This window comes from Dyadobacter sp. BE31, from assembly GCF_031457695.1.
Classification (GTDB): domain Bacteria; phylum Bacteroidota; class Bacteroidia; order Cytophagales; family Spirosomataceae; genus Dyadobacter.
On record NZ_JAVDXA010000007.1, the window covers coordinates 469,073 to 481,691 of the forward strand.

Here is a 12,619-nt window from a genome sequence, read left to right on the forward strand (position 1 = left end):
TGTAAATCTTACGTCCTCGAACAGATTACACATTAATTGAAGAATTACAAATGGCTAAGTCAACCGGAAAGAAAAAAGCAAACGCAACCGTCGACCCTGCCGAGGATGCCGGCACCCCTGTGGCGGCCCAGTCGGTGAATGCGGTGGAAACCATTAGCCGTTTTACAGACTTCGATATACACTTGTTCCGCCAGGGCAAGCATTTCAAGCTTTATGAGAAGCTGGGTTCGCATGTGATGGAGGTCAATGGGGTGGTAGGGACGTATTTCGCAGTGTGGGCGCCCAACGCGACCTACCTGTCGGTGATCGGAAATTTCAACGGCTGGAACCACGGCAGCCATTCGCTGGCGCCGCGCTGGGATAGCTCAGGTATCTGGGAAGGCTGGATTCCGAACGTCGGGGTAGGGGAAGTTTACAAATACTACATTATCTCGCAAAACGGGCAGCACCTCGAAAAGTCGGACCCATTTGCGCTCTGGTGCGAGGTAGCGCCGCGTACGGCTTCCATTGTATGGGATACCTGGTACGAATGGAATGATGCCGAATGGATGAAAATCCGTAAGGAAAAGAACAAGCTGAATGCGCCGATTTCGGTGTACGAAGTGCATTTGGGCTCTTGGCAGCGCGACCCGTCCAATCCCGAAAGGCATTTGACCTACAAGGAAATCGCAGCCAACCTGGTGCCTTATGTGAAAGAAATGGGTTTCACGCACGTGGAACTGATGCCGATTATGGAGCACCCGTACGCGCCGTCGTGGGGATACCAGATCACCGGGTATTTCTCTTGCTCGTCGCGCATGGGTACGCCGCAGGAGCTGATGTACCTCGTCGACCAGCTGCACCAGGCGGGCATAGGCGTCTATATGGACTGGGTGCCTTCCCACTTCCCGGGGGATGCTCACGGGCTGTTCCGGTTCGACGGCACGGCATTGTACGAGCACGAAGACCCACGCAAAGGCTACCATCCCGACTGGAAGAGCTATATTTTCAACTACGGAAGGAACGAGGTGAGGTCGTTTTTGATCAGTAATGCCATTTTCTGGCTCGACCGCTATCACTCCGACGGCCTGCGCGTGGATGCGGTGGCATCGATGCTCTACCTCGACTATTCCCGCAAGCACGGTGAATGGATCCCAAACGAATTCGGCGGCCGCGAGAACCTGGAAGCGATTTCATTGCTGCGTGAAATGAATGTAGCCGTTTACACCGAGTTCCCGGATATTCAGACCATCGCCGAGGAATCGACGGCATTCCCGGGCGTATCCCGCCCTGTGTTTGTAGGCGGATTGGGCTTTGGTATGAAATGGATGATGGGCTGGATGAACGATACCCTGAAGTATTTCGAGAAAGACCCGGCGTTCCGCAAATGGCACCAGGATCAGCTTACATTCAGTCTGGTGTACGCATTTTCTGAGAACTTCATGCTGCCGTTCTCGCATGATGAGGTGGTTTACGGCAAGAAATCACTCATTAACAAAATGCCTGGTGACGAATGGCAGCGGTTCGCGAACCTGCGCCTGATGTTCACCTATATGTACACGCACCCGGGCACGAAGCTGATGTTCATGGGGGGCGAATTCGGGCAGACTTCCGAATGGAACTTCCAGCAGAGCCTCGACTGGCATTTGCTGGAACATGCGCCGCACAAAGGCATTCGTGAATGCGTGATTGCGCTCAACAAGCTGTACAAAGAGGAGCCGGCGTTGTTCGACTATTCATTCTCACACGATGGCTTCGAATGGATCGATACCCAGGACCGTGAAAACTCCGTACTCGTTTACGCCCGCAAGTCGACCGACCCGGCACGTAACCTGATCATCGCGCTGAACCTCACACCGGTTCCACGGAAAGGTTATCGCCTGGGCGTGGCCTCGGAAGGAAGCTGGAAGGAGATATTCAATTCGGATGCGGCGGAGTTCGGTGGCAGCGGGATCATCAATTATGAGCCGGTAACTGCGGAGAGCCATCAATGGCATGGGAAAGCCCATTCGCTGATCCTGGATTTGCCTCCGTTGGGGGCGGTGGTGCTCAGGAAAGAAGTCAAAAAGCGCAAATAGTTTGACAGAGGAGCAACGGTAAAGTTGCGAATCTGTGTCTACCGTTTACTTATTTCGTAGATGATCTTGAGGCAGAGGCTGGGGTCTCTGCCTTATTTTTTTACCTTTGCCGTTCAAAACATCACGACCAAATGAAAAGCATTCGATTCATAGTACTTTTTGTTTTTTTAGGTTTATCAGAAGCTTTTTCTCAGGATATATCCCGCGTTACTTCCGGCATCGACGTCGGTCTGGGCTACCAGGACAAGGTTTGGGTACCTTCGGTTACCTACCATCAGGAATTGAGCCTCAGTAACTTTCCCTGGTTCAGGATAGGTTGGGGCGTGCGCGGCTGGGGGTATTACGCCGGCCGCACGGACATGCTTCCCAAGGCCAGTGCGCTCAATGCCGATACGCTCAAATTCGGAAAAATCACTGCCAATGGTGCCAGCTTTCTGCTTGGGGCTAATTTCAGAGTTTGGAAATTCGACATCGGAGCCAATACCGACCTTTTTGGCGTTGCATTCGGCTTGAAACGCAATGCATTGTACGAAGGTGGCGGCCTTTATGGAGAAGGCGGCGCGCATTACAATTCCTACATTAAAAGCGGTCCTGCAACCCTGAACGCCCTGCCGCTGTTCATGGATAAGCAAAACGGGCAGTCGGAAGCATATGTTCGCTTCTGGATCACCGACCAGATCGGCGTGAAAGTAGCTTATGTGCATGGTCGCATCACGTACGCATCGCCCGACAAGCTGATCAACGGCCAGACGCGCTATTCGACCACTTACGGCGTACCTTACGTGGCACTGTCGTTCCCGTTATACAACTAAGCAACTCACACACCGGCATATGGCAGAGAATCTGACAGATTCGCATAAATATAATCTCTGGAAAAACCGCCTGATCAGCAATGGGCTGGATATCCATCGGATCGATGAACTTTATACCCGCCGCAACGGTCACGGCGAAGTGTTGTTCTCGCTCCTCTACACCGACGCGACAACGCCGGAAGGCAACAAAATACCGCCGATCTGCTTCCTGAAAGGCGAAGTCGTAAGCGTGCTCGTATGTTTTATTGATGTTGTAACCAGAGAAAAATACCTGCTCCTCGTACAGCAGCGTCGCATTTGTGACGGCTCCATGACCTACGAACACCCTGCCGGCATGCTCGATAGCGAAAGCGACGCAGCCTCCGTGGCCGCGCGTGAGGTTTTCGAAGAAACCGGCATCGCCGTCGAAAAATCCCAGCTGATCAGCGTCAACAGTGAGCCATTCTACCCGTCTACCGGTACCAGCGACGAAGCTATGTACATGTTCTATTGCGAACTGGAACTCACTTCTGAGGCCATCCAGTCGTACCACGACACGGTGCAGGGCCTGCTTTCCGATCACGAGTACATCAAGACTTTCGTTGTCCCGTTCGAAGAGGGCCACAAGCTGATCACGAATGTAAACGGGGTATTACTTGATTACCTCTACCTGAAAAGCGTGGGCGACTGGGAGTTGCTGAAGAAGTTGTGATTTTTGTCGGAGAAATTTGAAAACAAATTGGGTGTGATTGGTCAAAATTCAAAATAGCGACTATATTTGCACCCCGTTACCGGCCCAAAGCCAACGAATGCTCCCGTAGTTCAATGGATAGAATAATGGTTTCCGGTACCATCGATAGGGGTTCGAATCCCTTCGGGAGCACCCTAAGGGACAAGTCGTTTTTAAACGCACTTGTCCCTTTTTTTTGTGTCTTTAACTTGCTCGTTATCTGATAGATAAGATCAATCCCTTCGTTCAGTCGAGCGGTTCGATGTTCCATTCCGTCAAAAGTCAAATTTTCGGGGAAGATCGAACCAATTATCTGTCTTTTTTCTTCTAAGGTGCCTGATTTATAAAGCTTTGAGAGGTGTTCGAGTCCCGTGAGGATATGCTTTAAATAGGCACCTATTTCTGCTTGATCGTCGGAAAAGCTGTTCAGCTTAATTTCAAGTTCTTCAATTCGTTTTGTGCATAGTGATTTTACATGCTCAAAGTCTTCCGCTGCCAGAAGGCCGTCGACCAATTTGATTCGTGCGTTTCGCAATCTTTCATTAATCTTGTCGAGTTCTTCGACTAAATCTCTTCGCTCTTTTTCCCGAATTTTGGTCTGTTCTTTGTAGCTATTTAGCACCAGATCAGAATAGATCTTCATCCGGCCTGGTCGCGGTACCAGCATGTTGAGTTGGCGTTCAAATTTTTCATTTACCTCGTCCGCTTTAAATCGAACACCACATGACGAAGAACAGTGATAATAGTAATAGTAAGTGCTCCTTCCTTTCGATGCACTGCCCGAAAGCATTCTGTCACATTTCGTACAACGCAAAAATCCCCTCAGCGGTAGATTGTCGTCGGAGACTATTTTAGGCCTTTGGTACGGATTCCTTTTCCGTCCGGAAATGATATCTTGTACTAAGTTGAACGTTGCTGGCGTGACAATTGGCTCGTGCAATCCTTTTACGCGATGTGCCTTTTCCCCTTCGAATTCGGGAATGAGTATCTGTCCGCAGTACACCGGATTCCGAATTGCGAGCCAAAAATTATTTTTGCTGCATTTGAGTCCCTTTCTTACCGCTTGTTTCCAGACTTGCTCGGTGTTAAACCTGCCCAATGCAAGTTCCTCAAATACCCACTTTATGATAGGTGCCTTGGACTGGTCGGGCTCAATTATTTTTTTACCATCTAATGAGCGGGAATTTCGATATCCTATTGGAGCGGTGGCAACCCAACGCCCTTCTTTCTTGGCACGCCGCATACCGTGGAAGACATTTAATGCGCGGCGATCATTCTCAACCTCAGGCGCCGCTAAATAGAAGGCAAGCATGATCTTGTTCTCCGGAATACGGATGTCAAGTGGTTGTTCGATAGCTTGTGGTTCAATGCCAGCTTTTCGAAGTATGCTGATCATCTGATATGCATCACCTGCATTACGACTGAACCGATCCCATTTGGTAAATAAAATTTGATCTACCCGAAGTCGTTTATTCTCCTTTAATCTGGTAAGTAGCATTTGCCACTTTGGTCGCAAGAATGTTTTTGCCGAATGGTCTTCAAGGATCACTTCGACAACTTCCACGGAATTGTATTTGCACCAATTTCGTAACCTTTCTTCTTGATCTCGCTGAGAATAGCCTTTTTCTGCCTGTTCATCAGTGCTAACCCTGACATATAGAATAGCTCTGGACATCGGACTAAATATTTGTTGATGAATGAAGTTTTGAATCTGGAACGTTACGAAAATACTGATTTATAGCCAATGTAACCAGTTGTTTCATTGAATCTAACATTAATTCTGCTTGCTCGATCGTTATATCTTCGCCGATATCCTTTAGGTGTTTGACGACACTCAATACCTGCTCATTGTTCAGTTCGCTTTGTTTTCCCATCCCTTCGTTCTTTTCTCACAGCCATAATATAGACCTGAGAAGACGGGGATCAAACACCCTTTCGATTTTCGAATGGGTCAATGTGGTAGATGGAAAACCCGAAACAAAGCTTTCGACATTTGAACCTTTAATCTCAAGGGCACAGGGAAGAATAGCATTCTACCCGCAACGGAACAAATGTCGAACCATTTTCTTGACGACTTAAAGGTAATTTCATACTTAAATGCTTGAAAATAAACTAATTGATATTTTTCGCATGGTAAGCTAGTGTACGATTATACGTTGGTTTAAGTGGAAAATGTAAGCTTACACCTGCAGTGCTAAATTGTCCTTTTGCGGTAAAATTAATCTAAGTAATAGCTTTCGTTCATCTCTTCGTAGGGTCTAAATTCCTGTTTAAAGAGATCAATAAATAAGGGGTCTTTGATTTTTTTTGAAGCTTCCCGGGATTTCTGATTGACGATTTTGCATTCGTTCCGACTTAGGTAGAATTTGTAACTGTCTAAGTCACCCATGACTCTGTTATAAACTTTCTGGTCAGGTATAGTATCTGACGCAAGTGTTTTAAGTTCTTCAATCCTTGCAGAAATCACTGAGTGGAATACCTGGGGCATCAGGTTTGGGATCAAATTAACCATACCATCTTCGGAAATGATAATGATCATCAGTCCTCCCCGTCTTTTATCCTGAAAGTATTTGATAGCGGAATTGTATCTGGCACCTCTCGACGAATCACCTTGCTTTGTTGCAGGTCCATCCAATATGACCCCAATCCCATGACAAACACCGTGACGATCCATCAATATGGCGCCATCAATTGCAGATAGCGGTAACATCATACTTGATGTCAGCCTAACAGGTTTTACGATCAGCGCCTGGCTTGCCAGGCGCTGGGCTTCTGACTGGGCATCGTCTGAAATCACAAGCATTGTTCCGTGCTTTTGACCAATTCCTTCATGTACAAGAGCGCAAATGTGGTCAACTTGCTGAGGAAGAATGCCACTGAAAATTCTTGGGAGATCGACGCGAAACTTACTATCATCGATCCTGCTCCGTTCAATGACCGGCTGACTGTATGCCACAGATAAAATCAATTGCTTGCCAAGGCGAACTTTCCACCGAAAGTGGCCTGTGAAGTCAATAACTAAGTTAGCTGCAAGACTTTCATTTTTCTTTGTATTCCTGCAAAGTCCTACAATATGAGTGCCGTCACAGACAACTAGTAAACCCTGTTTTGAGAGCTCTAGGAATTTTCTAACCTTTCTGAAATCTTTTAGTGGAAACGGGCGCTCTAGTTCTAGTGCCAATTTTAGCGAAGTAGAGTTTTTTGCAACCAGTACCATACTTCCGACCCCCTCGGCTCCTTCATAAGGTAAAGAAGAAATTAAGTTGTAGGAATCGAAAAGATTGGGACCTCCCGATTTAGAAAGAATGCGGCCGATTGACTGCATAAAGGATCTTGCTGCACGATGCAACAATTCTTCTGAACTCCTCTCAATAATTTCTCCAAAATGGCCTTTGTGAGGATCACGTAGGGCAAGTACACATTCCCTTAAAACCATCGTCGCCGTCGCGTGGGCGAATGACATGTCTGGATCTTTGACATTTTGAGACCAGAATTCCCGTGGCAAACCATGCGTGAGAAACGCACTTTTTTCCAAGAATAGAACAGTAAATACGGTATAACCGTTAATCTCAGCCGATATATTTCCCTGTTTTTCACCAGAAATAAAGATCATTTTTTCCGAGAAGTTGTTCCCTGTAGACAGAATTTGCAATAGAGCGAATCTTAACGAAGTAACCTTCGCCTTCGTCGATCGAAAGGAGTTAACTTCGGACGCGTTTGAATCTGTTTCGAGGTTTTTTGCAATCTCAAAAATCTGATCTAATGACTGCGAGCCGACCTCCGGTTTACCTTGGGCAATTTTGAATAATGGCTTATCCGCCAAGGGATCTGGCTTTTTGGTCGGATAGTTGTAATAGGGTAGGCTAAAATCATATCGCACGCTGTTATCAATTCCTATTAAAATGATTTCAGGCTTTAACCCCGGATCAATAAAGCCAAAGACGTCACGGGCAAAATAGTTGAGATTATTCAAATAAGTTGTTTGAGAGTTCCAAATTGCATCTTTATCGTCAAAGCCGAGCATAATTGTTGGTTAGCGAGTGGTTTACAAATTAATGTCAGTGCCAGGCCCATGTTTGGCAACAGGGACTGGTTTAAACAAAATACGTACTCTGGATTTACTCGGAAAGCAGGTTGCTGATATCTGCCTCGCTTAATTTTGTTTGTCCTATGCTTTGTATCTGTTGTTTGCCCAGTACTGCGCTACTGCCTGAATTCTTGATTAAGATATACACCACATCGGCCGTGGGTCCTCCAGCTTTTGGGTTTCCGGGTATTTGAAGTTGTTTTGCCAGGCTGATGGATCCTTCTCCAATCTTATTTGCTGGTCCGACGTCGGCGAAAATGGCATAACACCTAAGGTTATTTTTCTTGTTGACCACTAGCGCAATATCACCCAGTTTGAATTGGGTTGAGAATTTTGAGGGAAGCGCGATGTAGGGAATTTCCTGCGAGTCCACGTACCGGTTTGGGTCTTGTACTTTTTTTGATTTATCGGCCAGAGAGGTCGGGGAAACATAGTAGCCAGGCGCTGGATCTTGGGCAGTTTGGACGATAGGTATTCCATCCTTTTTACCTGTATTGGTCACAACTCCCCACCAGTTTCCCGGCTTGCCGGCATTTGCTAGAAAGTCAAGGGCAACTTTGTCGTTTTTATGGTATGCCTTCGGCGCTCCATCCGCATCGAAGCTAAATCCGCTCCTAAAAATGTAGATACCCTTGTTCTCTACTTCGTAGACTTTTACCGATCCAATCGTCTTGTATAATTTTTTGGTAAGCTGCGCTGAAGCAAGGTCGGGGATCGAGAGCAATGTTAGGAAAATGAGCGTTTTCATAGTATCAACAATTTTGAAAGATGATAGTTTAGCGATTTATATGTTAATATCTGTGCTAGGAGATTTCTTGGGTCCAAAGACGGGTTGCTGTAGCCACCGCTATTCAGTCTTGAAGAAAGACACCTCCTTTGATTAACCAGGATGCGCCAAAAAACTCAACGGCTAGTGCCTCCATCCAAAACGTCAGGTGATGTTTGTCATAAACAATGTCCGGGATTATCTCTTGTCCCGGATATATGACCAGCAATGCCAGGATCATGAGGATTCCAAATCCGACATAAAACTTGTTTCGGACTTTTTTCATCTTGGTCAAGGTATTATCCACCCGCGGAAATAGGAATATGGACATGATTGCCAAAGACACTAAGAATAAAGCGGCAGAGCCATAATGAACCGCTTCCCGCACTGGGTTATCAACCAAATGTGTCACGCCAACTTTTTCCGGTACAGATGGGTCTGAAATGTTACTTGTTGGAAGTAGAAGCAACAAAAGTGCACCAGTACCTGCCACGGTGGAGAGAATAAAATCGATCAGCTCCTTACCTTTGTAGATCAATAGAAATATAGCTAATAGACTGACAATGATTACTAGCAAGCTTCCCCAACGCGTATAGTAATAATGGCTTATTGAATCCAGCGGTTTGTCGTATCCCGATGAGCCAAGTACAAACAGATATAATACTGGAGGTAAGGAGACGCCTAGAAACCCTACCAATTTGCGCAGCGTTTCCTGCTTGGTAAGCCAGACCTTGTCTGGTTCGGTTTCGTAATCAAGATTAAGAATGTCATGCTTTTGAGGGAGGTTTTTCTTTGCCATGATCGAATTTGGAGAGTTTTATGTCTTATTTTGGAGAAATCTTTGTCTGATATTTTTTTAACCTATCGATCGAACATCCCGATTTGGGTTATGTTTTTATCGCGAGCTAGACGGTCATCACATGTCTAGGGGACAACCGCAAGCACGCTACCATCGTCATCAACTATTTCATAGCTAGCAGGCAAGTTTCTCGGTTGATAATCATTTCTTGATTCAATCCTGTCAATAACGGATTTATGCAGGCGTGAGAGCAAACTCGTCGTCGTATCTCGAATTATAGCCTTCTCAGGAATTGACCGCTTGCCATTTAAAAATGGAGCAAGAATCCAAGGCAGGCTTTTATCCGGACGGTGTAGATCTCCTAATTCATCTAAGGGTAGGGCAATGTTGTCAACATCGACAGTTGGGTCGATCAACAGCCCGTGCTTCTTTGCTCGTTTGATCATCCACTGAAGTGGGATTCTGGCCGATCTATGGCCTTTTGCATCAGCCTCGTAACCACCGCCAACATCAGAGTGCGCGCCCGCAAACCAGACTTGCTCCATCCTCGAGAGTGGCTCGACAGGTCCCCATAAAATAGGACGAAATACGACGTGTCGCAAATCATCCGTTGAAAGTGCCTGGCAAGCATATTGCACTTTCTCAGATAGCATTGTATCCTGGAAGAAGGTAGGAAGTTTACTCAGGGACGCTTTCTGCAGCATAGCGCTAACCGTGTCCCAAACCCCTAAAAACGCAATTTCAACTGACTGCGAAAGATTGGTAACAAAATCTTTGGCTTGCTCATCATTGTCTTTGCCTCGAAATATTTTGAAAGCGTATTCGATTAGGTTCTCATTCCGTTTGTAAAGCAGTCCGCTCTTAGCTATCAGGCCGGATAAAACCCTTACTGTAAATGCGCCACGGCTAAAACCGAATAGAAATATCCGGTCGCCTGGCTCGTAAAAGTTCATTAAAAAAGTGTAGGCCTGTTTTACATTTTCGTCAACACTCCACCCGGTAGCTTGGTCCCACCAATCCAGCAAGTGTGTGTAGCCCCTGGTTCCCACACCTGGATCGTAATACCTGACTTGTTGCGTGTTAGACGGATCCTTTGCAAGCATACAGAAAAGTTGCACTACATTAGAATTTTTATCAGGCGTTGTCCATTCGTTTGCCGTACCGTCACAACAGATAACTATGTTTTTCATCGAAGAGGGTGGTTATATTGATAAGTTGGGTCAGGTTAGTTGTGTGTTCGACGGACCCTAAAATCTTTTGAACTAATTGTTTTAACTATTAAGAATCTTTGTTACTCCCAATTGGGAATACATTCGGCTGGTTTGTCAGCAGCGACCACTATGTAAGATTGATTTACTAAGGCGTCGAATTTTGAGAACTTAGTAAAAAAAGTTTACTCTGCGTCTTTAGAACTTGTGGTTAAAAGAAAGCATTTCGATTTTAATTTACTCATTATCAACACTATATTTATTATTCGGTTGTTTCCTTAAATCCCTTTGTGGCCGCATGCAGATATCTCGTAAATGGATCTTTCTGGTTTGCGGGTTAATTGCGTGTGCGGTCAGGGGACACATTTTCGAAGTTTTCTTAAATAGACTGTCTAAACCGCTAAACTGACGGATTTGCGCGACCTGACGCCAGCCGCGGTCTGGATTCTCCAAAAATGATTTGTCGGGATAAATCTATCCAACCATCCATGGCAGAAGATTTTATAAAATATTGAATTGCTTCCAGTAGCCTTGCAAATTGAATAGTGTCTGCACTACCTGAGAATGAGAGTTAAGAGTATAACTACCGGTATTGTGGCGAGTCTCGCAATACGACGCAAATCAGTCAGCGTTTCCAGGCCATTCATTTTCGGTATGTTCATGTCCAGGACGATTAAGCATGACGGGGGTAATATTTGGGCTTTTAAAAGTGCTAAAAGCTGCTGCCGATCTCAGCTTCAACAATTTCTAACCAAGGATATCCGAGTTTGATAGCCTCTGAGAATAAGAAGCGGCCATCTGCATCATTATCGGTAAAAAAAATAGTTGTACGTTTACCCATATACGAACGTAGATATTATAATTTATGATCCAGTGGTTTGGTCATTCCCAGGCAACCTGATGACAAAGTTTTTTGATGCAGTTTCTGTCGGTATAGTTGTCGCGAACGTTAAAGATCGTAAACAAGTTTGTTTGATCACCCGTGACATTAAGCACGTATCGTCCGTTCGTAAACAGATCGGCAGTGGTTTTTAAGTAGTCAAGGAAACACTAAGTCTCCGTCCGTTTTTGTTGTGCGTACCACTGCCCCTTTTTTGGTGAGGCATTCGGCTACTTCTTCGTCCAGGTGACGCCGTCCGGAAATAAATGCGTGTTTGCAGGACATGATGTTGAATAGTTGGAAAGTCGAGTTTTTTTGACTGCCATGGTGCGCTACTTTTAGCCAAAAAATATCTCGCAATGATTCAGGGTAGTTTGGGATGTTGTTGAATGACTCCAAACTTGCGTCACCTGTGAACAAATATTTTTTTTCATCCGCTGTAATTTCCAAAATAACACTTGCTTGATTGACTGCGGTGACCCCCGATTTGTTTTGGCTGTCCAGGAAAAGGCATGGGTCGGTTTGAATTTGTCGGCTACGTTTCTTTTCGTTCTGGCTGATCTCCAGCATCTCCGCAATAAGAACGTTGGCTGGACTGCCGAGTCTATCCAGAAGCGATCCATAAAACGTCCGTGTTGGTCCGAGTACTTTTAGTTCAGGCCATCCCGGAAAAGAGATGTCAGGAAATGGTTCTCGTGTTTGGATACCGGAACTTTGGAGAAAGTTGACAAATTCAAGCATATCCTCGTAGCTTTCAAGAACCAGCTGTTTGGTTTCATACGATAAATTATAGGCTAACAGTGTCGACTTGAATGCGCTTGCTTCCGACAGTAGTAGTTGTTGACCAGCCTTCTCTGATCGGAGAACCGAGCTAGCTAATTTAAAGGCTTCCAACAGAAGGCCTGGATGATGAATCCACACCTGTCGGATCTGGCCATTGTAATGTTGAACAACTTTCATTAACCCACCAATATGATCGGCATCGTAATGGGTGCAGATAATTAGGTCTGGTCCGGATTTATTTGCCTTTTTGAGAATTGGGTCTGTGACTGTGGTAACCCTTTGCCAATCACCTTTATGACCGCTATCAATAATAATAACTAACTGCTCTGCGGCAGAACGTTCAAGGTGTACGATAATGGCATCGCCATCATTGACATCAAGCATATTGATTGAAATATTCATTGCACAAATATCATTCTGTTAGTTAGAAAAGTAGCCCTTCCGATCATAAACAACACATATATTTTTGATACCTTGTCAATATGATGTGCTCAGTCACAAGATCTAATACTATTTAC

At 45.6% G+C, this 12,619-nt stretch carries 8 protein-coding genes, 1 tRNA gene and 1 pseudogene; 4 read left to right on the plus strand and 6 right to left on the minus strand.

What is annotated here, in order from left to right; all coding sequences use genetic code 11:
• Positions 1-50: 50 nt before the first annotated feature.
• The 4 genes from glgB (at position 51) to J2Y43_RS29795 (ending at position 3,731) form a co-directional block, all read left to right on the plus strand.
• The gene (gene glgB / locus J2Y43_RS29780) at positions 51-2,057 is read left to right on the plus strand and encodes a 1,4-alpha-glucan branching protein GlgB (RefSeq protein WP_309991265.1); all 2,007 of its coding nucleotides are present in this window, start codon (positions 51-53) and stop codon (positions 2,055-2,057) included.
• Between the two features lie 131 nt (positions 2,058-2,188).
• A complete protein-coding gene (locus J2Y43_RS29785; protein ID WP_309991268.1) occupies positions 2,189-2,869 on the plus strand; it encodes a hypothetical protein in 681 nt (226 codons plus the stop codon).
• A gap of 19 nt (positions 2,870-2,888) precedes the next feature.
• On the plus strand, positions 2,889-3,560 hold the full coding sequence (locus J2Y43_RS29790; RefSeq protein WP_309991270.1) for an NUDIX hydrolase: 672 nt from the start codon (positions 2,889-2,891) through the stop codon (positions 3,558-3,560).
• Positions 3,561-3,659: 99 nt separating this feature from the next.
• Positions 3,660-3,731, plus strand: a tRNA-Arg gene (locus J2Y43_RS29795).
• Between the two features lie 736 nt (positions 3,732-4,467).
• Here the strand turns inward: J2Y43_RS29795 and J2Y43_RS29800 are convergent.
• The 6 genes and pseudogenes from J2Y43_RS29800 to J2Y43_RS29825 all read right to left on the minus strand — a co-directional run.
• A pseudogene (locus tag J2Y43_RS29800) lies at positions 4,468-5,253 on the minus strand (recombinase family protein); the annotation flags it as partial.
• A gap of 543 nt (positions 5,254-5,796) precedes the next feature.
• Positions 5,797-7,602 carry a hypothetical protein gene (locus tag J2Y43_RS29805; protein ID WP_309991274.1) on the minus strand — a complete coding sequence of 602 codons (1,806 nt, stop codon included), beginning with the start codon at positions 7,600-7,602 and terminating at the stop codon, positions 5,797-5,799.
• Between the two features lie 94 nt (positions 7,603-7,696).
• Entirely contained in the window at positions 7,697-8,413 is a 717-nt protein-coding gene (locus J2Y43_RS29810; RefSeq protein ID WP_309991277.1) for a glycoside hydrolase family 75 protein, read from the minus strand.
• 103 nt (positions 8,414-8,516) lie between these two features.
• Positions 8,517-9,230: a hypothetical protein gene (locus tag J2Y43_RS29815; RefSeq protein ID WP_309991280.1), complete on the minus strand. Its 714-nt coding sequence runs from the start codon at positions 9,228-9,230 to the stop codon at positions 8,517-8,519.
• A gap of 125 nt (positions 9,231-9,355) precedes the next feature.
• Complete coding sequence (locus tag J2Y43_RS29820) at positions 9,356-10,420, minus strand: DUF2235 domain-containing protein (RefSeq protein ID WP_309991282.1); 1,065 nt, start codon at positions 10,418-10,420, stop codon at positions 9,356-9,358.
• Between the two features lie 1,057 nt (positions 10,421-11,477).
• A complete protein-coding gene (locus J2Y43_RS29825; RefSeq protein ID WP_309991290.1) occupies positions 11,478-12,503 on the minus strand; it encodes an MBL fold metallo-hydrolase in 1,026 nt (341 codons plus the stop codon).
• Positions 12,504-12,619: the final 116 nt, after the last annotated feature.

Excerpts from the sequence above, each read along its gene's own strand:
- glgB (WP_309991265.1), top strand. The coding sequence starts at position 51 with ATGGCTAAGTCAACCGGAAAGAAAAAAGCAAACGCAACCGTCGACCCT.
- J2Y43_RS29785 (WP_309991268.1), top strand. The coding sequence starts at position 2,189 with ATGAAAAGCATTCGATTCATAGTACTTTTTGTTTTTTTAGGTTTATCA.
- J2Y43_RS29790 (WP_309991270.1), top strand. The coding sequence starts at position 2,889 with ATGGCAGAGAATCTGACAGATTCGCATAAATATAATCTCTGGAAAAAC.
- J2Y43_RS29805 (WP_309991274.1), bottom strand. The coding sequence starts at position 7,602 with ATGCTCGGCTTTGACGATAAAGATGCAATTTGGAACTCTCAAACAACT.
- J2Y43_RS29810 (WP_309991277.1), bottom strand. The coding sequence starts at position 8,413 with ATGAAAACGCTCATTTTCCTAACATTGCTCTCGATCCCCGACCTTGCT.
- J2Y43_RS29815 (WP_309991280.1), bottom strand. The coding sequence starts at position 9,230 with ATGGCAAAGAAAAACCTCCCTCAAAAGCATGACATTCTTAATCTTGAT.
- J2Y43_RS29820 (WP_309991282.1), bottom strand. The coding sequence starts at position 10,420 with ATGAAAAACATAGTTATCTGTTGTGACGGTACGGCAAACGAATGGACA.
- J2Y43_RS29825 (WP_309991290.1), bottom strand. The coding sequence starts at position 12,503 with ATGAATATTTCAATCAATATGCTTGATGTCAATGATGGCGATGCCATT.